At 61.8% G+C, this 20,381-nt stretch carries 19 protein-coding genes; 7 read left to right on the forward strand and 12 right to left on the reverse strand.

The genetic code is table 11. The annotated features are described in order from the left end of the window. Positions 1 to 15: 15 nt before the first annotated feature. Positions 16 to 1,056 (forward strand): heme-dependent oxidative N-demethylase family protein, encoded by a 1,041-nt coding sequence (locus L4923_RS25815; protein ID WP_239369972.1) that lies wholly within the window; start codon positions 16 to 18, stop codon positions 1,054 to 1,056. Between the two features lie 110 nt (positions 1,057 to 1,166). On the opposite strand, the gene L4923_RS25820 is transcribed toward L4923_RS25815, so the two are convergent. The 11 genes from L4923_RS25820 to L4923_RS25870 form a co-directional block, all read right to left on the reverse strand. Further along, positions 1,167 to 1,892, reverse strand: coding sequence for a helix-turn-helix domain-containing protein (locus tag L4923_RS25820; protein ID WP_239369992.1), 726 nt, complete (start codon positions 1,890 to 1,892; stop codon positions 1,167 to 1,169). Positions 1,893 to 2,058: 166 nt separating this feature from the next. Continuing rightward, a complete protein-coding gene (locus L4923_RS25825) occupies positions 2,059 to 3,027 on the reverse strand; it encodes a 2-hydroxyacid dehydrogenase (protein WP_239369973.1) in 969 nt (322 codons plus the stop codon). 70 nt (positions 3,028 to 3,097) lie between these two features. Beyond that, positions 3,098 to 3,997 (reverse strand): succinate--CoA ligase subunit alpha, encoded by a 900-nt coding sequence (gene sucD / locus L4923_RS25830; protein WP_024925732.1) that lies wholly within the window; start codon positions 3,995 to 3,997, stop codon positions 3,098 to 3,100. 11 nt (positions 3,998 to 4,008) lie between these two features. Further along, the gene (locus tag L4923_RS25835; protein WP_239369974.1) at positions 4,009 to 5,193 is read right to left on the reverse strand and encodes a malate--CoA ligase subunit beta; all 1,185 of its coding nucleotides are present in this window, start codon (positions 5,191 to 5,193) and stop codon (positions 4,009 to 4,011) included. 13 nt (positions 5,194 to 5,206) lie between these two features. After that, positions 5,207 to 6,172, reverse strand: a complete 966-nt coding sequence (locus L4923_RS25840; RefSeq protein ID WP_239369975.1) for an HpcH/HpaI aldolase/citrate lyase family protein — start codon at positions 6,170 to 6,172, stop codon at positions 5,207 to 5,209. Between the two features lie 25 nt (positions 6,173 to 6,197). Then, a complete protein-coding gene (locus L4923_RS25845) occupies positions 6,198 to 7,388 on the reverse strand; it encodes an aminotransferase class V-fold PLP-dependent enzyme (RefSeq protein WP_239369976.1) in 1,191 nt (396 codons plus the stop codon). A 279-nt stretch (positions 7,389 to 7,667) separates the two neighbouring features. Next, a complete protein-coding gene (gene amaB, locus L4923_RS25850) occupies positions 7,668 to 9,182 on the reverse strand; it encodes an L-piperidine-6-carboxylate dehydrogenase (protein ID WP_239369977.1) in 1,515 nt (504 codons plus the stop codon). 191 nt (positions 9,183 to 9,373) lie between these two features. Next, positions 9,374 to 10,645, reverse strand: coding sequence for an RNA polymerase sigma factor (locus tag L4923_RS25855; protein ID WP_239369978.1), 1,272 nt, complete (start codon positions 10,643 to 10,645; stop codon positions 9,374 to 9,376). Beyond that, complete coding sequence (locus L4923_RS25860; protein ID WP_239369979.1) at positions 10,642 to 11,016, reverse strand: YciI family protein; 375 nt, start codon at positions 11,014 to 11,016, stop codon at positions 10,642 to 10,644. Before L4923_RS25860 ends, L4923_RS25855 begins: the two co-directional genes overlap by 4 nt. A 99-nt stretch (positions 11,017 to 11,115) precedes the next feature. Beyond that, complete coding sequence (locus tag L4923_RS25865) at positions 11,116 to 11,988, reverse strand: transglutaminase family protein (protein WP_239369980.1); 873 nt, start codon at positions 11,986 to 11,988, stop codon at positions 11,116 to 11,118. Positions 11,989 to 11,996: 8 nt separating this feature from the next. After that, positions 11,997 to 14,408 (reverse strand): circularly permuted type 2 ATP-grasp protein, encoded by a 2,412-nt coding sequence (locus tag L4923_RS25870; RefSeq protein WP_239369981.1) that lies wholly within the window; start codon positions 14,406 to 14,408, stop codon positions 11,997 to 11,999. 177 nt (positions 14,409 to 14,585) lie between these two features. Between L4923_RS25870 and leuD the strand changes: the two genes are divergently transcribed. The 5 genes from leuD (at position 14,586) to L4923_RS25895 (ending at position 17,982) form a co-directional block, all read left to right on the forward strand. Then, the gene (gene leuD / locus L4923_RS25875; protein ID WP_239369982.1) at positions 14,586 to 15,191 is read left to right on the forward strand and encodes a 3-isopropylmalate dehydratase small subunit; all 606 of its coding nucleotides are present in this window, start codon (positions 14,586 to 14,588) and stop codon (positions 15,189 to 15,191) included. Between the two features lie 123 nt (positions 15,192 to 15,314). Next, a complete protein-coding gene (locus L4923_RS25880; RefSeq protein ID WP_239369983.1) occupies positions 15,315 to 16,211 on the forward strand; it encodes a hypothetical protein in 897 nt (298 codons plus the stop codon). A gap of 36 nt (positions 16,212 to 16,247) precedes the next feature. Next, positions 16,248 to 17,210 carry a hypothetical protein gene (locus L4923_RS25885; protein ID WP_239369984.1) on the forward strand — a complete coding sequence of 321 codons (963 nt, stop codon included), beginning with the start codon at positions 16,248 to 16,250 and terminating at the stop codon, positions 17,208 to 17,210. 32 nt (positions 17,211 to 17,242) lie between these two features. Beyond that, entirely contained in the window at positions 17,243 to 17,635 is a 393-nt protein-coding gene (locus L4923_RS25890; RefSeq protein WP_239369985.1) for a RidA family protein, read from the forward strand. Next, positions 17,632 to 17,982 (forward strand): VOC family protein, encoded by a 351-nt coding sequence (locus L4923_RS25895; RefSeq protein WP_239369986.1) that lies wholly within the window; start codon positions 17,632 to 17,634, stop codon positions 17,980 to 17,982. Before L4923_RS25890 ends, L4923_RS25895 begins: the two co-directional genes overlap by 4 nt. Before the next feature lie 26 nt (positions 17,983 to 18,008). Here the strand turns inward: L4923_RS25895 and L4923_RS25900 are convergent, their stop codons facing one another. Next, positions 18,009 to 18,974, reverse strand: a complete 966-nt coding sequence (locus tag L4923_RS25900) for a Gfo/Idh/MocA family protein (protein WP_239369987.1) — start codon at positions 18,972 to 18,974, stop codon at positions 18,009 to 18,011. A gap of 174 nt (positions 18,975 to 19,148) precedes the next feature. Between L4923_RS25900 and leuB the strand changes: the two genes are divergently transcribed. Next, complete coding sequence (gene leuB / locus L4923_RS25905; RefSeq protein ID WP_239369988.1) at positions 19,149 to 20,249, forward strand: 3-isopropylmalate dehydrogenase; 1,101 nt, start codon at positions 19,149 to 19,151, stop codon at positions 20,247 to 20,249. Positions 20,250 to 20,381 lie beyond the last annotated feature (132 nt).

The raw sequence follows: 20,381 nt of genomic DNA on the forward strand, positions 1-20,381 counted from the left end.
CACAGGGAGGAACCTATGGGTATCAATTTCAGGCAGGAAACGTTCCGCGACGACTACACTTTCAGGAACAGCCCTGAGTTCGTGCGGCGTTTTCCTTTTCCCTTCCATGAAGACGCCTACATGTATGCGGTCAACATCGAGCCGCATGTTCAGGGGCCCAAGGGCACCGTGTTTGAAAATCTCATCGACGTCGATGAGCACTATGTTTCCGAGATGCGGGATCGCGCCATCGTGCTGGCGGAAGATCCTCTGCGTTGCCAATCGCTGCCGCATATGACGCTGGCTGGCTGGGACCTGCTCGAACTTTTGATGACCGAAAAGGCCAACAGCTATCCCGACCATTTCTCCTTGACCCGCGAAGGCGATCGCTGGCGCTGGATCAACCGGCCTCTCGGCATCGACGACACCTTCACCTTCGGCGATCTCTCCACCCTGCCCTATGGGCCGATGGAATATATTACTCGCCAGAGTCAGGGCGATTTCTGCATTCTCGACCAGCGCGATGGCAATCTGTGGATGGACGCCGGCATGGTGACCACTCAGGCAGACTGGTCGCTCGACTTCGACATCGGCATGAACTTCTTCGAGTGGCATGCGCCAGTACCACTGGCGCATGAAAAGGGCATCTTCACCCGCGCGCTGAAATTCCTCACCAACATTCAGCAGGGCAAGCCGGCGCGTCGGCTGAACTGGACGATGACGATCAACCCGCGTCTCGACACCAGTCCTGAGAACTACCACAAATGGGGCACCGACCGCGCCACGGTCACGCCCGAAAATGTTGGCGACAAGGTGCATCTGCGCGTCGAATTGCAGAGCTTCTGGCGCTTGCCTCGCTCCAATGCGCTGGTCTTCCCGATCCGCTGTTATCTCATCAAGATGGATGAACTGGTGACGGTGTCGAAATGGGCACGACGGTTCCATCGCGTGTTGCGCGATCTGCCGATCGAACTGGCCGAATACAAGGGCCTCACGCGCTATCGGCCGACCGTCATCGAGTGGCTATCAAAATATGACGACGGCGCTCCCACCTCGCCCGGTTTTGCTCCGGATTAGATCCGGCCGAATTCCCTCGACCAGAGCGCCGTGCACCCATTGGACGCGCAAAGGACGCTCCGACTTCTAGTCTGTTCACCATCCGAGACAATAGCGCGTCGAAAGGCGCGCTATTCGTTTCCGGAGCCCTGCCTGTAGGAGATGATGGAAAGATAACGGATCGGCAGCTTCGTCAACTCATCCGGCCCGTGTGGAGCGTCCGCGTCGAAGAACAGGCTGTCGCCGGGCAGCATCCGGTAGAGATTGCTGCCGTGGCGGTAAACCACCTCGCCTTCCAGCATGTAGAGGAATTCCATGCCGTCGTGCTGGAACGCCGGGAAGACATCGGAATCTTCCGTCAGCGTGATGAGATAAGGCTCGACCGTCACGCCCGCTGTATTTGAACTGATATAACCAAGCAGATTGTATTGGTGACCGGCCCGGGTCCCGCGCCGTTCCACGTCGACGCCCTCGCCAGCCTTCACGAAAACGGCGTTTCGATCTTCCTCGAAACGCCGAAAGAAAGAACTGAGCGGAACGCCGAGCGCTCGCGACAAGGCCTGCAAGGTAGTCAGGGAAGGTGATGTAATACCATTCTCGATCTTCGACAGCATACCGAGGGAAATATTGGTCGTCGCGGCAAGGTCGGCTACGGTTATTCCGAGTTTCTTGCGAAAGGCGCGCACTTCGTGGCCGATGGCAACTTCAAGGACCTTTTCACGGGTGTCACGGACCGCGTGGGGATCCTGATGAAGCGGTGATGCCTTAGCATGTGTGGGCGAAGATATCTTCTTGGACTCCTTCGTCGCCTTGACGGCAGCGCTGACGCCCTTACCATCCTTGACCGACTTGTCCATTATATACCCCCGAAACTTCGCGTGTTCACCATAGGTAAACTTACTCGCCCTTTGGTTCAAGTCCAAAGACCAAGTTCGGCGAAGTGTGCAGGGATTGGAGAAAACCAATCCGCTTAGATCAGCAGATCAGCGAATGATTTGCGCTTTCAACCTCCAGGGATAGCCGTCAGACAACACGATCGGGGATGGGCTCCCCGGCAAAGAAGGCGGAGATGTTGTCGACCACCTTCATGCCCATGGCGACACGGGTCTCTTCGGTCGCACTGCCCAGATGCGGCAACAGAACGGTGTTTTCCAGCCGGATCAACCGTTCCGGAACCTGTGGTTCCTGAGCGAAGACATCGAGCCCCGCGCCAGCGATCACACCACCCTCCAGCGCATCGGCGAGCGCGATCTCGTCGACCACGTCGCCGCGCGCGGTATTGATCAGGAAGGCGCTCTTCTTCATGCGACCGAGCCGCTCGGCATTTATTAGGTTGCGGTTCTCGGCACCTCCAGGACAATGCAGCGAGACGAAATCGGCCTGTTCGAGCACGTCTTCGATCGACGGCAACTGCACGGCACTCATCGCACGCGTCTCCTCATCGTCAACGCGCGAGCGGTTGAAGAAGACCACCTTCATGCCGAAGCCGAAATGCGCGCGGCGCGCGGTCGCCTTGCCGATACGCCCCATGCCGATGATGCCGATCGTCTTGCCGGTCACCTTGGCACCGATCATGTGGGTCGGACACCAGCCTTTCCACGCGCCTGAGCGAAGCTGTCGCTCGCCCTCCCCGGTGCGACGGGCGACGGCAAGCAGCAGGCTCATCGCGATATCAGCCGTGCAGTCGGTCAGCACGCCTGGCGTGTTGGTCACCGCGATGCCGCGCCGCTTCGCCGCCCCGATGTCGATGTGGCTGAAACCGACACCGAAATTGCCGATGATCTTGGCGCGCAGTTCTTCGTCGGGAAAAATCTCGGCCGGCAATTTGTCGCTGACGGTCGGCAGCACGGCATCAAAATTCAGCAGGGCCGCCTTGAGCTGCGTGGCGGTGAATGGAATGTCGCCCGCATTGAGCGTGGTATCGAAGCGCTCGGCAAGCACCTGTTCGACGGCGGCCGGCCACTTCCGGGTGACGATCACGCGTGGCTTCATCGATTGCTCCTGCATGGCTGGGGCGGCCCCGGGGACCGGCACCGCCCCTCAAGACGATATATCGACCTGTTTAGGCTGCTTTGCGCTGCTCGGCCAGCACGCCTGCGACGGTTGGTCCGAAAGAGGCAGGCGTCGCCACGATGGTCACGCCAGCGTCGCGCAGGATCTCCACCTTTTCCTGTGCGGATTCGCCAAAGGCGGAAATGATCGCACCGGCATGGCCCATGCGTTTGCCCTTCGGTGCGGACAAGCCGGCAATGTAGGCGATCAGCGGCTTCTTCATATTGGTCTTGGCCCATTCGGCAGCTTCCGCCTCCTGCGGCCCGCCGATCTCGCCGATCATGACCACCGCATCGGTCTCGTCGTCTTTCTCGAAGAGTTCGAGAATATCCTTGAACGACGAACCGTTGATCGGATCACCACCGATCCCGACACTGGTTGACACACCTATTCCCAGCGCCTTCATCTGCGAGGCAGCTTCATATCCGAGCGTACCCGAGCGGCCGACGATGCCGACGCGGCCAGGCAGGTAGATCGAGCCCGGCATGATCCCCATCAGTGCCTGACCCGGCGTGATCACACCCGCGCAGTTCGGGCCGATCAGCGTCATGCGATCCTCGCGGCGATAGCGCAGCATGTAGCGCTTCACCCGCATCATGTCCTGGGAAGGGATGCCGTCGGTGATGCAGACGCAGAGTTTGATGCCGGCGTCAGCCGCTTCCATGATCGAGTCGGCCGCGAAGGGCGGCGGCACGAACACGATGCTGGCCTCTGCGCCGGTCTCGCGCACCGCACCCTTGACTGTGTTGAAAACCGGAATGCCTTGCTGCGACTGGCCACCTTTGCCGGGTGTCACGCCGCCGACCACGTTGGTGCCGTAGCGCTTCATGTCCTCGGCATGGAAGGAACCGATCTTGCCGGTGAGACCCTGGACGATGACCTTCGTATTGCGATTGAGCAGAACTGACATCCTGTCCTCCCTCAGCTGGCTTTCTTGAGTGACGCCTGACGCATTGCGGAAACCGCTTTTTCGGCGGCTTCGGCAAGCGTGTCGGCCACGATGATCGACTGGCCTGAGGCACTCAGGATGCGGCGCCCCTCCTCGACATTCGTACCGGCCAGCCGCACCACCAGGGGCACGTTGACGCCAACCTCATGGATAGCCTTGAGCACCCCCTCGGCGACCCAGTCACAACGGTTGATGCCGGCGAAGATATTGACCAGGATCGTCTCGACATTCTTGTCGGCCAGCACGGCACGAAACGCCTTGGCGACACGCTCCGGTGAGGCACCGCCGCCGATGTCCAGGAAGTTGGCTGGCTCGCCGCCGGCGATCTTGATCATGTCCATCGTCGCCATGGCGAGCCCGGCACCATTGATGATGCAGCCGATGTTGCCCTCCAGCCCGACATAGGACAGGCCGCGGTCGCTGGCGAAGGTCTCGCGCGGGTCTTCCTGGGACTTGTCGCGCAGCTCCGAAATCTCGGGGCGGCGGAACAACGCATTCTCGTCGAACGACATCTTGGCATCGAGCGCGACCAGGTTACCGTCGCGTGTCACCACCAGCGGATTGATCTCCAGCATCGAGGCGTCATAGTCGCGGAACACCTGGTAGCAGCCCATGATGGTGTCGGTTGCCTTGCCGATCAGGCTGTTCTCCAGTCCGAGTCCGAACGCGATCTCGCGCGCCTGGAACTGCTGCATGCCGACACCCGGATCGACGATGGCGCGGATGATCGAATCCGGCTGGCGCTCGGCAATCTCCTCGATCTCCATGCCGCCCGACGCGGAAGCCACGATCATCACGCGCTCCGCTTTGCGGTCGAGCACGAAGCCGAGATAGATCTCCTGACGGATGTCGACGGTTTCTTCGATATAGAGGCGCGAGACCAGCTTGCCGCGCGGCCCGGTCTGATGTGTCACCAGCTTGCGGCCGAGCATTGCCTCGGCTGCATCGGACACTTCCTTATCGGATTTGCAGATACGGATGCCGCCGGCCTTGCCGCGCGCGCCGGAATGGATCTGGGCTTTCACCACCCATTTGTCACCGCCGATTTCACGCGTGCGATACGCTGCCTGCTCGGGGCTGTAGGCGAGCCCACCGCGTGGAATGTGGACGGAGTGGCGCGAAAGCAGTTCCTTGGCCTGATATTCATGAATGTCCATCTCGAACTCCTCCTTAGTTCGGGAGCGCCTGGCGCGATCGCGCCGACTGCTCGATTGCTTCGTGCGTCACCAGGACGTTGCGTGCCATGCGCTCAGAGGCGGCATCGATCATCTTGCCGTCCAGTGCGGCAGCACCCTTGCCCTGTTCTTCGGCTTCCTTCAGCACCTCGATAATGCGCTTGGCCCGGGTGACCTCCTTTTCCGGCGGCGAGAACACCGCATTGGCGAGTTCGATCTGCGAGGGATGGATCGCCCACTTGCCTTCGATGCCGAGTGCTGCGGCACGGCGAGCTGCGGCCATGTATCCTTCGGGATCCGAGAAATCGCCGAACGGGCCGTCGATGGCGCGAAGTCCATAGGCACGGCAGGCGACCGTCATGCGCGAGAGTGCAAAGTGCCATTGGTCGCCCGGATAGTCGGGGTTCAGGCCGCCGATATTGACGGTGCGCGCCTTGCAGCTCGCGGCGTAGTCGGCGACGCCGAAATGCAGAGCCTCCAGCCGTCCACCGAAGGCGGCGATCGCCTCGACATTGGCCATGCCGAGCGCCGTTTCGATCAGGGCTTCCAGGCCGACGCGGGTCTTGTAGCCCTTGGCCATCTCGATCTGGTTGACCATGGCTTCGACCATATAGAGATCGGCCGGCACACCGACCTTCGGCACCAGGATCGTGTCCAGCCGGTCGCCGGCCTGTTCCATGATGTCAACGACGTCGCGATACATGTAGTGCGTGTCGAGGCCGTTGATGCGTACCGACACGGTCTTGCCCTTGGCACGCCAGTCGATGTCGTTCAGTGCCTCGATGATGTTCCGGCGCGCCCGCTCCTTGTCGGGCGGCGCCACCGCATCCTCGATGTCGAGGAAGACGAAGTCGGCTGCACCTGCCGCCGCCTTCGTGATCATCTCCGGATTGGAGCCTGGAACCGCGAGTTCGGAACGCTGCAGCCGCAATTTACGCAGATGATTGATGGTGTGGCTCATCGCGGATCTCCTCCCTAACCGCTGCTCAGGCGGCCTTGGCGACGGCGACCGCCTCGGCCAGGCGGAAATGTTCGAGCGCGGCCCCGACGCCGGAGCCCGGCGCCAGCTTCACGCCGCAGTCGCGCAACGCCATTTCGGCGGCCGACAGCGCACCGCACACCATCACCTCGTTCAGCCAGCCGAGGTGGCCGATGCGGAACACCTTGCCGGCGACCTTGTTGAGCCCGACACCGAGCGAGGTCTGGTATTTGTGATAGGCGCGCTTCACCACTTCCGCGCTGTCGATGCCTTCCGGTACATAGACGGCGCTCACGGTGTCGGAGTGCCACTTACGCTCCTTGGCGCAGAGTTTCAGGCCCCAGGCATCGACTGCCTTGCGCACGCCTTCGGCGAGATGATGATGGCGGGCGAAGATTGCTTCCAGCCCTTCCGCCTCGATCAGGTCCAGCGAGACGCGCAGGCCGCGCAGCAACTGGGTTGCCGGCGTGTAGGGGAAGAAGCCGGTGTCGTTGGCGCGGATCATGTCCTCGAAGGAGAAGTAGCAACGCCGGCCTTTCGCTGTCTTGGCTGCAGCAAGGGCCTTCTCGCTGACGGACAGGAAGCCGAGACCTGCCGGAAGCATGAAGCCCTTCTGCGAGCCGCTGACGGCACAGTCGACACCCCACTCCTCTTGGCGGAAATCGATCGAGCCGATCGACGACACACCATCGACGAACAGCAGTGCCGGATGGCCTGCAGCATCCAGAGCCTTGCGCACGCCGGCGACATCGCTGGTCACGCCCGTCGCCGTCTCATTGTGCGTGCAGAAGACCGCCTTGATCCTATGTTCCTTGTCCGCCGCGAGCCGCTCGGCGTAGATTTCGACCGGCACGCCGGCGCCCCACTCCACGTCGATGACGTCGACGTCGAGTTCCAGTCGCTCGGCCATATCGACCCACAGATGCGAGAACTGGCCAAAGCGCGACATCAGCACGCGATCGCCGGGGCTCAGCGTGTTTGTGATGGCGGACTCCCAGGCGCCTGTTCCGGAAGACGGGTAGATGAAGACGCGGCCGGTCTCGTTCTTGAACACGCGCTTCAAGCCTTCGAACAGGCCGAGCGTCAGTTGCGGAAAGGTCGAGGCGCGCATGTCCTCCATGGCCAGGTTCATGGCCTGCCGAACGGCTTCCGGAACGTTGGTCGGCCCAGGAACGAAGAGATGCGTAAAACCAGCCATGATGATCCTCCCGATCTGTCTGCGCCGGCTTCAAAGGGACCGGCAGGCATTCGGCGGGCTCCGCCGTGGGAAGAATAATCTTTTCCTGGGCAACTCCTCACAACACCTGCCAAGGTGGAACCTTTCGCCATCTAGCGTCGGACCGAACCTGCCTGCCGGGTAGGCGAAACCCCACCCCGGATGGGTTGACCACCACCCGAAACGCGGGCGTGTTGAAACACAAAGAAAACGGCGGACCGAGGCCCGCCGTTGCTGATCGTAATAGGAAACTGCGTGTATTTAGTCGATGTCGAAGGAAACACCCTGAGCGAGCGGCAGTGCCTTGGAATAGTTCACGGTATTGGTCGCGCGGCGCATATAGGCTTTCCACGCATCCGAACCGCTCTCACGGCCGCCGCCGGTCTCCTTCTCGCCACCGAACGCACCGCCGATCTCGGCACCCGACGTGCCGATATTGACGTTGGCGATGCCGCAATCCGAGCCGTCCGCGCTGAGGAAACGCTCGGACTCCTGCAGGTCGCGGGTGAAGATCGACGATGAAAGACCGGCGCCCACGGCATTGTGCAGGTCGAGCACCGTATCGAAGTCGGAATATTTCATCACGTAGAGGATCGGCGCGAAAGTCTCTTCCAGCACCGGGCCAGCCTGCTCCGGCATCTCGACAAGGGCCGGACGCACATAATAGGCATCCGCATGGCCGTTCTCGACACGAGCTCCACCGGTGATCTTGCCGCCGTGCTCGCCAGCTTCCTTCAGCGCCTTCTGCATGCTGTCAAAAGCCATCTTGTCGATCAGCGGACCGACCAGCGACGAGGTCTCGAGCGGGTTTCCGACCGAAACGCTCTCATAGGCCTTCTTCAGCCGCGGAACGATCTGATCATAGACGCTTTCATGCACGAACAGGCGGCGCAACGTGGTACAGCGCTGACCGGCGGTGCCCATGGCCCCGAAAGCAATGGCGCGCAGCGCCATGTCGAGGTCGGCCGTCGGGCAGACGATGCCGGCATTGTTGCCACCGAGCTCCAACACGGCGCGGGCAAAACGCTTGGCCAGGCGGGGGCCGACTTCGCGACCCATCCGGGTCGAGCCGGTAGCCGAAACCAGCGGCACCTTCGGATGATCGACCAGAACTTCACCGATCTCTCGCTCACCGATCAGCACCTGGGTAAGTCCAGCGGGCGCATCAGCGCCGAAGCGCTTGACGGCACGCGCGAAGATCGCCTCGCAGGCCAGAGCGGTGAGCGGGGTCTTCTCCGACGGCTTCCACACCACGGCATCGCCGCAGACCAGCGCAAGGGCTGCGTTCCAGGACCACACCGCGACAGGGAAATTGAAGGCCGAGATGACACCGACGACACCGAGAGGATGCCAGGTTTCCATCATGCGGTGGCCGGGACGCTCGGTGGCGATGGTGAGACCGTACAACTGACGGGAAAGTCCGACCGCGAAATCGCAGATGTCGATCATTTCCTGGACTTCGCCCAGGCCCTCCGACGGGATCTTGCCAACCTCGATCGAAACCAGCCGGCCCAGTTCGGCCTTGTGGGCCCGCAGTTCTTCACCCAGCAGCCGCACCAACTCGCCGCGCTTCGGGCCCGGTACCAGACGCCAGGCCTTGTAAGCCTCATGCGCGGCGTCGATGGCCTTGTTGGCATCGGCCGCAGAGATCGTCTTCAGGGCAGCGAGCTGCTCGCCCGTCACCGGACTGCGTACCACCAGATCGCCGCCCGAAAGCGCGTCCTTGGCAACGCCAAGTTTCGCGAGCAGATCGGCGGCTTCCTTCGCAATCGTCATAGTCTTCCCTTTCGAACTTGCAGTGATATGGCGACAGCAGCTGCCATCCGCCACCCTGCCGCTCCTCCGGCAGGACTTTGCGGGTGGCATTACCCGTTTCGCACACAATCCGCCACCCCGGCATGGTCCAAGCCGGAGGCGTTGACGATTGATCCAGCAGGAAGGGAAATCGACTTCTGCAAGAAGGCGAACTAGCTCGCCTTTTCGGACCTGCCTTGCGAGGCCTCGGCCTTGAGCCGGTCGATATGCATGCGGATATGCGCGGCTTCGGCAGCGGTGTTGGCCAGCGCTATCGCCCTGTCGAAAGCAATATGTGCTTCGTCGTTGCGGCCAAGTTTCATCAAAAGCCCGCCTTTGAGGCCGAAGAAATGAAAATAGCCGGATAGCCGATCCGCCAAAGGTTCGATCATGGCGAGAGCTTCCTCCGGCCCGCGCACCTTGGAGACCGCAACCGCGCGATTCAATGTCACCACAGGCGAAGGCTGCATGCGCTCAAGCAGGCTGTAGAGCAGGTCGATCTCCTGCCAGTCGGTGTCCTCGGCCCTGGCGGCCCGGACATGCAGGGCGGCGATCGCAGCCTGCACCTGGTAAGGACCGGGCTTGCGATGACGCAAGGCTTTGTCAACGAGGGCCAACCCCTCCTCGATCAGCTTGCCGCTCCACAGCCCGCGATCCTGGTCCTCCAGCAGGACGATTTCGCCATTGCCATCGAAGCGGGCTGGCGCACGAGCATGCTGCAACAACATCAGGGCCAGCAGTCCCATAACCTCCGGTTCCGTCTGGAACAGTCTCAGCAAAAGCCGGCCAAGCCGGATCGCTTCCTCGCATAGAGGCTCCCGCGCCTGCGCTTCGCTGCTGTTAGTAGAATAGCCTTCATTGAAGACCAGATAGACCATCGCCATGACAGCCGCGAGCCGTTCAGATCTTTCGACCGCGCCCGGCGTCTCGAAAGGAACACCCGCATCGGCGATACGCGCCTTGGCTCGGGTGATGCGCTGCTCCATGGCGCTTTCGCTGACCAGGAAGGCGCGGGCGATCTGCTTGACCGAAAGACCCGAAACGATGCGCAGCGCGACCGCGATCTGCTGGGTGGGCGGTAGATCCGGATGGCAACAGATGAACAGCAGCCTCAGGATGTCATCCCGGTAGTGCGCGCCGTCCAGCCGCTCGGCGATGTCGGTTTCGGCATCCTCGAGGTCCGATACCTGGTCCTCATCCGGCATCGCCGTCTGCTTGCTTCTCTTGCGCACCGCATCGATGCCGCTGTTGCGACCGACGAAGATGAGCCAGGCAGCTGGATCACGCGGTGGTCCGTTCTGCGGCCAATTCTTCAAGGCACGCAGGCATGCGTCCTGGAAAGCTTCTTCCGCCGTGTCGAGATCGCGGAAGTAGCGCAGCAACGCCCCCATGGCCTGCGGCCGCGCGGCGCTGATGACATTGCTTATCCAGGACAGGTCGCTCATGATTTTACCGCTGCAGGACTGAAGATGGAAATGGGGCGGATCTCGTAAGAGCCGCCGCTTGGATTGACATCGGAAAGCTCGCGCGCGAATTCCAGAGCCTCATCGAGGTTTTCGACGTCGACCGTGTAGAAGCCGAGGAACTGTTCCTTGGTTTCGGCAAACGGTCCGTCGATGACAAGGGACTCGCCCTTTACCTTGCGCAACGTCGTTGCTGCCGTTGTTGGCAACAGCCGCGCCACTGGGCCGAGTTTGTTGGCTTTCGCATATCTCTGCTGGACGTCGAGCAGCTTGACCATGACGGCATCGTCCTGCTCCTTGGTCCAGGAACCGACGACATCTTCGGAAGCGTAGCAAAGAACGGCATAAAGCATGGGTGGCCCTTTCTCTCTCAGAGGACGAAAGAGTTAGGCGCTTCCCGACACCACGTCGATAAAAAATCTGCGATTTTGGCCGATGTTCGTAGCGGCATCTCACGCCATGGGAATGACATCCACCGCCTGTGCTCCGGCCTGCCCGCCCGCAGTCTTGAGCACACCGACGATGGGCGCCACGTCGCCGTAGTCGCGGCCATAGCCGACGGTTATATGGTCGTTGGAGGCCCGCATGCCATTGGTTGGATCGAATTCCTGCCAGCCGGCCTCGCGCCCGCACCAGACCCGCACCCAGGCATGCATGGCATCCGCGCCTTCCAGCCGCTCCTGGCCAGCGGGGGGAATTGTCCTCAGGAAGCCACTCACATAGCCCGCGGGGATGCCAATCCCCCGCAGGCCTGAAATCATAACGTGTGAAAAATCCTGACAGACACCGCGTTTGAGCGCGAAGGCATCGGAAGCACGCGTCTGGACGTCGGTGGCGGCGCCATCATAGGTGAAATCGCGTTGGATGCGGTTGCAGAGGTCCGTCGCGATCGCCACTACGGAGCCATCGCCGCTTTCTCGCGCATAGGCCGTGATCGCAGGATCCAAGCCGGCAAAATCAGTGGCTGTGAGAAAATGGTGCGGTGAATTCGGTTCGAGTGAGCGCACCGCCGCGATTTCGCGCGCAAGTCCAGCGACGCGCGGCGACACGTCCAGTCCGATTTCCGGCCGCGTGACGGCAACGCGCGCGTTCATGCGTATGTCGAGCGTGCGATGCGCTTCACGAAAGGAGATCGCCGTCACGTTCGAGCCGAAGAAATCGTGGAAATCCGACCGCTCACTTGGCGCTGGCGCAAAAGACAGCGACGCCGCGACGACGCGTTGACCACCGCCGAGATTTGCAGGCAGCACCCGTACCAGGTGACGCCCGCCGCCGGCCGCTGCTTCGTAATCGTAATGCATGCTGAGACGGATGTCGTAGAGCATGAAACGCCTCAGCTGAAATAAGCCTTGGCGAGGCTGCTGTAGAGCCCGCCGATTTCGTCCGACAACGCATTGAGCGCCGCGGCCGTGATATCCGACGGTTCCTTGACCGCAAGCGCCGTGTTGAGCTTGAGCACGTCCTTGGCGGCCGGCGACAAATGTCCACTGCCGTTCTCACCCGGCAGCAGACCTATCTCCATCTTCAGCCGCTCGATCTGGAAGAAGATCGAGCGCGGATTGAGCGGGTCGAGCACCAGAAGATCAACGACGGTTGTACGCCCCGCCTGCACGGGATATTGCCTGCGGTGGGTCATGACGCTGTCGCCGATCTCCAGCATCATATCGAGCGCGCCCTCCGGCGCATCGGCCCGCGTCAGCCGCGCCAGCACGCGTGCCGTCTGGATGCCGCGTTCCAGCCGACGCCCGATCTCCAGGAACCGCCAGCCGGTGAACCGGTACATGTTCTCATGCAACAGGCCGGAGAAGCCGGCAAGCTTGCGCAGGATCACCGTCATGGCGCGTGTGGCATCGTCACCGCGCGAAACCGTTGTCTCGAACAGATGCAGTGTCTTGGAAAGATCCTTCAACGCCAGCCAGCCATCCGGCGAAAACCGGTCGCGTACCTGGCCGGCACTGTAGACGGCGCTATCCATCATATGGAGCAGGCCGTGCGGCACCGGATCGGTGACATCGATGCCGAGCGGGTCGAGATAAGCACGCAGTTCCTCGAGCAGCGGCATGGCCGGATCAGAGGTCTCGGCCAATCGCACATGATAGGCGCGCAGGATACGGGCGGTGTCTTCGGCGCGTTCGATGTAGCGGCCAAGCCACATCAGGTTTTCCGCCGCCCGGCTGGGCAAGCTGCCGGGCATCGTGCGATCGAAGCCCTCGCTTTCGCGCGGGAACAGCGTCTCGCGCTGTACCGGCTTGTCGCTCACCACCCAGACATCGGCCGCCTGGCCGCCGCGCTGCATGGCAATCGCCGTCGGATCGAGCGAGAAGCCGACGCGGGCGAAACCGCCGGGCATCACCGTCCAGCCATTCGGCGTGCGCGCCAGATAGACGCGAAGGCTGGCGGGACGCGGCTCCAACCGCCCGTCGACATAGACCGGCGTGGTCGAAAGCGTGACCGCTTCCTGACCTACGAAGGCGCCGCCGTCAGCTTCCATGCGCGCGACCAGATCCGCGCGCGCCTCCGAGGACAGGGATGAACCCAACACGCTGACGCCATCATCTTCGAAGGCCAGACGGGTCGACAGCGCAGGTCCGACCACCATGCGGTCGAGATTGGCCAGCACGTGCCGGCGCTCCGTCTCCTGTCCGCACCACCAGCTTGCGACGGTCGGCAGCAAAAGGTCTTCCTTTGCCAATTCCTGGCTGATGCGCGGCAGGAACGCGAGCAGTGCACGCGTTTCCAGAAGTCCCGAACCCAATCCGTTCACCGAAGTGACCGTGCCTTGGCGCATTGCCTCGACCAGTCCCGGCGTGCCGATCTGCGAATCCGCCCGCAATTCCAGCGGATCGGCAAAGGCGGCGTCGAGACGGCGCCACAACACCGAGATCGGAACCAGGCCAGCCACGGTGCGGACCATCAGCCGTCCCCTGGAGACGACGAGATCCTCGCCTTCGAGAAGCATGATGCCGAGATACCGCGCGATATAGGCGTGTTCGTAATATGTCTCGTTGAGAGGTCCCGGCGTCAGGATGGCTACACGGCCCCGCGAAGCCGCCGCAGCCGAATTCAAGGCATCGCGGAACCGGCGGAAGAAGCCGGCGAGGCGATGCACATGCATCTCGCCGTAAAGTTCCGAAAGCGCCCGCGTTGTGGCGACGCGGTTTTCCAGCGCGAAGCCGGCGCCGGAAGGGGCCTGCATGCGGTCGCCCAGCACCCACCAGCGCCCGTCCGGCCCACGTCCAAGCTCAAAGGCGCAGAAATGCAGGAAATAGCCACCCGCCGGCGTGGTGCCCGCCAATGGGCGCAGATATTCCGGGCTGTTCGCGATCAGGCCGGGCGGCAGCAGTCCTTTCGCCACCAATCTGTTGGGGCCATAAATATCGGCAGTAATCTGTTCGAAAAGATCTGCACGCTGGATCAGGCCGGCGCTGATTGCCGACCATTCCTTGTCGTCGATCAGCAGCGGAACATGCGCCAGCGGCCAGGCCCGCTCATTGGTACCTGCCTTGTCGTAGACGCGGTAATAGACGCCTGCATCGCGCAGGTACTGGTCAGCCCTGGCAAAGCGCTGCGTCAGTTTTTCAGGGCCCAATGCCTGCAGCGCAGCAATAAGGGGTTTCCACAACGGTCGCGGATTGCCCGCGCCATCGACCATTTCGTCGACGACACCGTCGATCGGCCGATAATGCGCAAGCAGGCTGGACGCCTGTCCGGCATGCTCCGATCGCTGCTGATTCCCGGTTGCCATAAATGATCTAGAACGTCGCTTGCAGCTTGAGGTCAAGTCTTGTCGACGACAGGCCCTCATATACACTTTCGCTCATCAAGCCTTGGCTGGCTCCAACGATCCGGCAACTGTCGCCTTTCATTTGCTCGCCTCCTTGTGTAAAGCGTTGCCAGCAAACTCCCAAAATGGGCCAAAGCCATGGACAAGTTCACCAAGCTCACCGGCGTCGCCGCTCCCCTGCCGATCGTCAATGTCGACACCGACATGATCATCCCGAAGGATTATCTCAAGACGATCAAGCGTACCGGACTTGGCAAGGGGCTGTTTGCCGAGATGCGCTTCAATGAAGATGGCTCCGAGAACCCGGAGTTCGTGCTGAACAAGCCGGCTTACCGCAAGGCGCAGATCCTCGTCGCCGGCGACAATTTCGGGTGCGGCTCCAGCCGCGAGCACGCTCCCTGGGCTCTGCTCGATTTCGGCATCCGCTGCGTGATTTCGACCTCTTTCGCCGACATCTTCTACAACAACTGTTTCAAGAACGGCATTCTGCCGATCACGGTCAGCCAGGAAGACCTCGACAAGCTGATGGACGATGCCGAGCGCGGCGCCAACGCCACCCTCTCGGTCGACCTCGAAGCCAAGGAAATCCGTGGCCCGGATGGCGGCGTCGTCACCTTCGACCTCGACGATTTCAAGCGCCACTGCCTGCTCAATGGTCTCGATGACATCGGCCTGACGATGGAGAAATCCAACGCCATCGCCAGCTTCGAAAAGCGCAACGCCGAGCAGCGCCCCTGGGCCTGACGCTTTAGTCGAATGATGCTCCGGCAGACTTTGCCGACCCTTTCGCTTCGGGCAGAATCATGATCGTCTAACCTGGGCGGCGATGGCAGCGGAATGGTTGTAGCCGCGCCTATGGGGGCTACAATGAGATTGTTTCCACGCCTTTTAGCGGCAGGCCTTCTTTTGACAGGCTTGACCGAGATTGCCCTTGCGCAGGAACCTGCCGCGCAGGATGCCCCTGCCGCCACCAACGCATCGGCAAACGCCAACGAGAAGCTGGCTTCGGTGCCTTTCGCCGGCGGCACCTTTACTATCACCGAAGGCAATGGCGACGAGCCGCCAGAGAGAATGGCGCTGAACTATGAAGGCAAGGAAATCGCGCACGACTATTTCATCTCTTTCAACCGGGTCACCAAAATCGGCGACATCGATGTTGCGCTGTTCAATCTCGAAAACGGCGGTGCCGGATGCAGACCCAGAGTCCTGATTTTTTGGAAGAAGGAAGGCAGCGCTACGCTCCAGAGCGAGCGGTCGGAGGAGGACGATTGCGGCCAACTGTGGATGGCAGTTGCCGATGACGTTATCTATTTCATGCCCGATGTGTTGCCGGGGGGTGATTCCAAGAGCGTCGTGCAGTGGACGCCGCTGGGCGGCCTAGCGACCGCCGGCCGATTGAGCTTTGCGCCCGATCCCAATACAGGCTGGGACGATATTGATCTGTCGGGCGGCTGGGGCATCGTCCATGCATTCACAAACGAAGCCGTCTACAAGACCGCCGAAAAGATGCTCGGCGGCCGACTGTTTAACGTCGCCGAAAGCTTGCTGATCAGTGAAGACGTCAGAAAAACCCGATCCGGCGTCTTTTATGGTAGCGGTAACAAGCCACATAATAGCTCCCTTGGTCGAGCCTTCATGGCGGTCGACGCTAAGGATAGGAAACTCTATTTCTACTTGGAGTCCGACGGGTCGGAACCGCAGGCTTGGCCTGCGCTGAAGGACTGGCCCAAGGAGATCAAAGACGAATTGGATCTGCCACTTTGATCTCGCCGTCCGCCAAGCCGTTAGGGAGAACCATCGATGAGCAGATTGATCTCGACGGGCTTTGAGAAGACGACAGGTGATTTTTGCGCCGCCGCAATGGGACCGTTTTCCCGCCTCCTGGCGGCAGGCCTTTTTGCGATCGGTTTGACCGGAAGTGTCCTCGCGCAGGAGCAGGCTCCTGCCTCGCAGGAGGCTCCCGCTGCAGACAACGTCGCGCCCGCCGATGGCAACGAAAAGCCGGCGCCGGTTCCCTTCGCAGGCGGCACCTTCACCATCACCGAGCAGCCGGAGATGGACAAAATCCTGGCCTATGACGGTGAGGAAATTGCTAGGGACTACTATGTCGGCCTCGACCGGATCGTGAAAGTGGCTGGCATCGACGTCGCCCTGTTCAATGTCGGATCGGGCGGCAACCAGTGCGGCCCCGCGACCATTATCACTTGGAAGCCGGAAGGCAGCGCCAAGCTCCAAAGCGTTCGGGTCGAACAGGATGAATGCGGCGCACCACCGGCAGCCGTCGCAGAAAACGGCATCTATTTCGTGCCCTATCTCATGCCTGGCGATTCCAACGATGCTTTGCAATGGACACCACAGGATGGTCTGCAGATTTCCGGCCAATTGACCTACAAGCCCCAACCCAACACCGGCTGGAACGACATCGACCCGTCGAAATACCAGAACATCATCGACGCGTTCCATAACGAGGCTGTCTATCGGGCCGCCGAGAAACTGCTCGGCGACCAGATAGGCAATGTCGCGACCAGCCTGCTGGTCGGCGGTGGCACGGAAAGGACGGCGTCCGGCGCCTTCTACGCCACCGGCTGCGTGCCGCATGCCTGTGGCGGCAGCAACGGCTTCATGGCGGTCGACGCCAAGAACAAGGCGCTCTACTTCGCTCAACAGACTGACAAGCCTGAGCCGAACACCTGGCCAGCACTACAGGAATGGCCGGACGAGATGAAGGACGCCCTGAAAAAGGCGCTCCAGCAACCGCAATAGCGCCCATCGAGGCGCGCCCGGGAGGACTATCGATGCGCAGACTGATCTCGACGGGTTCGCCCTTCGAAAAGACGGCAGGGTATTCGCGCGCCGTCGTGCAGGGTGACTGGTGCTTCGTCGCCGGCACCACCGGTTACGATTACACGACGATGACCATGCCGGACAGCGTCGAGGCGCAGACCCGCAACTGCATGGAGACCATCGCCAGGGCGCTCAAGGAAGGCGGCTTCGAATTGGCTGATGTCGTGCGCGCCCACTATTACATCACCGACCAGAACGACGTGGACAAGGTCTTTCCCATCCTTGGCGAATATTTCGGTGATATCCGTCCCGCTGCGACCATGATCGTCTGCCTGCTCAACAAGCCGGAAATGAAGATCGAGATCGAGGTTACAGCTCTGCGCCGCAGTGCAACGGGCTTATGACGGTCAAACGCATCGTCGCCAACGTTGCCACCGCCGATGTTGCGGCGGCCAGGCGTTTCTACGGCGACGTGCTCGGCCTCGATATCCTCATGGACCACGGCTGGATCGCCACCTACGGCAACAGTGAACGCATGACCGTGCAGGTCTCCTTTGCGGAACAGGGCGGCGGCGAAGCGCCGGTGCCCGATCTTTCCATCGAGGTGGACGATGTCGACGCCGTGCTTGCCGACGTTAGGAAGGCCGGCTTCACCGTCGAATACGGCCCGTCCGACGAGCCATGGGGGGTGCGCCGTTTCTTTGTGCGCGACCCCTTCGGCAAGCTGGTCAACATCCTCCAGCACGATTGAGCGGTCGCGAGCGCGGTTCGATCGGCTCAGCCCGCCTTGGCGTGAAACGCCTCCACCGCACGCTGGACCCTGAGGCCGGCGGCAAAATCCGCCAGGTTGGTTTGCGGCTCGCCACGGATCGCCCGCGCGAAGGCAGAGAGACGGGTGTATTCCGACCCTCGTGCGCCGCTGAGAGCCACGTTCTGCCAGCTCTCGCCGACGGAAACTTCCAATTCTCCCCAATTGCGCAAGCGGTAGGCGCGACGGCTGCCGGCTATGGTCCATTCGTAGGACTCAGGCACCGCGAGGCCAGCCTGGCCGAATACGCGCACCGGAACGCCTCCTGCCCGAAACAGGCCGAAGGCCGAGATTTCGCTCGCGTCCTTTCCTTGGGGAAAATCCAGAGACACGAACACCGGCTCCAGTTCGCCGATGAGCCGATCGGTCAGATAGGCAAAATGCGAAAAGACCTCGCGGACGAACCCACCCTCGGCTCTACCAGACAGCCAGCTTGCGTCAGTCTGAAAAGCGCGCGGCCATTGCGGAAAGGCCAGCCTGATTTCGACGCTGCCGACGCTGCCGAGTTCGCCCGCACCAAGGGCGCGCTCGATTTCCAGCGTGGCATGCCGGTCAGCCAGCGCGAAATTGACGGCGTTCGCTACGCCTGTCGTGCGGGCAAGATCGGCCATCGCCTCCCCTTCGGCCAGGTCGACGGCAAGCGGCTTTTCGCAGAAGACAGCCTTGCCGGCGCGCATCGCCGCCATCGCATATGCAGCGTGAAATCGCGGAGGCGTGGCGATATAGACGGCGTCGAGATTTTCCGCGGCCACGACAGCCTCCGGCTCGGTGGTAAAGTCGATGCCAGAATATTTGCGGCGCTCGCGGGCCACCGCCGCCTCGTTGACGTCGGCGCAAAGCACGACCTTGAAGTCGTCGTGGCTCGCAGCCGCTTCCAGCAGCTCGGTCCCCATGGCCCCAAGGCCGATGATGCCCAGACCTATACGCTTGCTCATGCCGGATGCTCCAAGTCCGTTTCATCGGCACTACGTCGCGAGCGTCGCCCGACTTGCATTCAGTTGCTCGCTTTGTCGGGTCCACGCAGGACTTCCAGTGCCAACGGACTTGCACCACAACAGCCTTGCCGTTAGCAAGGCTGCAATTCTCCGAACCCGTGGAAGGTCCTTTAGATGGCAACGAAAAAACTTCTCCTGCTCGCCGGTGACGGCATCGGTCCAGAAGCCATGGCCGAGGTCAAGAAACTGATCGCGGCGATGAACGAAAAGGGAGCAGGCTTTGCGATCGACGAGGGCCTGGTGGGCGGGTGCGCCTACGATGCGCACGGCCAGGCAATCTCGGAAGAGGACATGACCAAGGCACTGGCCGCCGATGCCGTGCTGTTTGGCGCCGTCGGCGGCCCCAAGTGGGACAGCGTGCCTTACGAAGTGCGGCCGGAAGCCGGTCTGCTGCGCCTGCGCAAGGACATGGAGCTGTTCGCCAATCTTCGCCCGGCGATCTGCTATCCGGCGCTTGCCGCCTCATCCTCGCTCAAGCAGGAAGTCGTCGAAGGCCTTGATATCCTGATCGTGCGCGAACTGACAGGCGGCGTCTATTTCGGCGAACCCAAGCAGATCATCGACCTTGGCAATGGCCAGAAGCGTGGCATCGACACTCAGGTCTACGACACCTTCGAGATCGAGCGCATCTCGGGCGTTGCGTTCGAACTCGCGCGCACCCGCAAGAACCACGTGACGTCGATGGAAAAGCGCAACGTCATGAAGTCCGGCGTTTTGTGGAACGAAGTCGTAACCGCGACCCACAAGGCAAAATACGCCGACGTCAAACTCGACCATATGCTCGCGGATGCCGGCGGCATGCAGCTCGTGCGCTGGCCCAAGCAGTTCGACGTCATCGTGACGGACAACCTGTTCGGCGACATGCTGTCTGATGTCGCTGCCATGTTGACCGGCTCGCTCGGCATGCTCCCGTCGGCCTCGCTCGGCGCGCCGGATGCTAAGACCGGCAAACGCAAGGCGCTCTACGAGCCGGTGCACGGCTCCGCGCCCGACATCGCGGGCAAGGGCATCGCCAACCCGATCGCCATGATCGCCTCTTTTGCCATGTGCCTGCGCTATTCCTTCAGCATGGTGGCCGAAGCCGACCGCCTCGAGGCCGCGATCGCGGCCGTGCTGGACGACGGCCTGCGCACAAAGGACATCATGTCCGAAGGCAAGACCGAAGTCGGCACCACCGCTATGGGCGATGCCATCATCGCGAAGTTCCTCGCTTAACTGGCGTTGGGGCCCCCCCCCCCGGGGGGGGGGGGGGCCGGGCCCGTTTGTGTTTGGGGGGCGGTGGGGGCAGGTGTTATTTTAAACCGAGAAAAAAAACCCGAGCGGGGGGTGGAGCCAGGCGAGGAAGGG

Source organism: Terribium retamae (assembly GCF_022347545.1).
Classification (GTDB): domain Bacteria; phylum Pseudomonadota; class Alphaproteobacteria; order Rhizobiales; family Rhizobiaceae; genus Mesorhizobium; species Mesorhizobium retamae.

Coding starts and splice junctions, on each gene's coding strand:
- L4923_RS25880 (WP_239369983.1), top strand. CDS start 15,315: ATGAGATTGTTTCCACGCCTTTTAGCGGCAGGCCTTCTTTTGACAGGC.
- amaB (WP_239369977.1), bottom strand. CDS start 9,182: ATGACGATTGCGAAGGAAGCCGCCGATCTGCTCGCGAAACTTGGCGTT.
- L4923_RS25845 (WP_239369976.1), bottom strand. CDS start 7,388: ATGGCTGGTTTTACGCATCTCTTCGTTCCTGGGCCGACCAACGTTCCG.
- L4923_RS25815 (WP_239369972.1), top strand. CDS start 16: ATGGGTATCAATTTCAGGCAGGAAACGTTCCGCGACGACTACACTTTC.
- sucD (WP_024925732.1), bottom strand. CDS start 3,997: ATGTCAGTTCTGCTCAATCGCAATACGAAGGTCATCGTCCAGGGTCTC.
- L4923_RS25840 (WP_239369975.1), bottom strand. CDS start 6,172: ATGAGCCACACCATCAATCATCTGCGTAAATTGCGGCTGCAGCGTTCC.
- L4923_RS25900 (WP_239369987.1), bottom strand. CDS start 18,974: ATGAGCAAGCGTATAGGTCTGGGCATCATCGGCCTTGGGGCCATGGGG.
- L4923_RS25890 (WP_239369985.1), top strand. CDS start 17,243: ATGCGCAGACTGATCTCGACGGGTTCGCCCTTCGAAAAGACGGCAGGG.
- L4923_RS25885 (WP_239369984.1), top strand. CDS start 16,248: ATGAGCAGATTGATCTCGACGGGCTTTGAGAAGACGACAGGTGATTTT.
- L4923_RS25820 (WP_239369992.1), bottom strand. CDS start 1,892: ATGGACAAGTCGGTCAAGGATGGTAAGGGCGTCAGCGCTGCCGTCAAG.
- L4923_RS25825 (WP_239369973.1), bottom strand. CDS start 3,027: ATGAAGCCACGCGTGATCGTCACCCGGAAGTGGCCGGCCGCCGTCGAA.
- L4923_RS25855 (WP_239369978.1), bottom strand. CDS start 10,645: ATGAGCGACCTGTCCTGGATAAGCAATGTCATCAGCGCCGCGCGGCCG.
- leuB (WP_239369988.1), top strand. CDS start 19,149: ATGGCAACGAAAAAACTTCTCCTGCTCGCCGGTGACGGCATCGGTCCA.
- L4923_RS25865 (WP_239369980.1), bottom strand. CDS start 11,988: ATGCTCTACGACATCCGTCTCAGCATGCATTACGATTACGAAGCAGCG.
- leuD (WP_239369982.1), top strand. CDS start 14,586: ATGGACAAGTTCACCAAGCTCACCGGCGTCGCCGCTCCCCTGCCGATC.
- L4923_RS25895 (WP_239369986.1), top strand. CDS start 17,632: ATGACGGTCAAACGCATCGTCGCCAACGTTGCCACCGCCGATGTTGCG.
- L4923_RS25835 (WP_239369974.1), bottom strand. CDS start 5,193: ATGGACATTCATGAATATCAGGCCAAGGAACTGCTTTCGCGCCACTCC.
- L4923_RS25860 (WP_239369979.1), bottom strand. CDS start 11,016: ATGCTTTATGCCGTTCTTTGCTACGCTTCCGAAGATGTCGTCGGTTCC.
- L4923_RS25870 (WP_239369981.1), bottom strand. CDS start 14,408: ATGGCAACCGGGAATCAGCAGCGATCGGAGCATGCCGGACAGGCGTCC.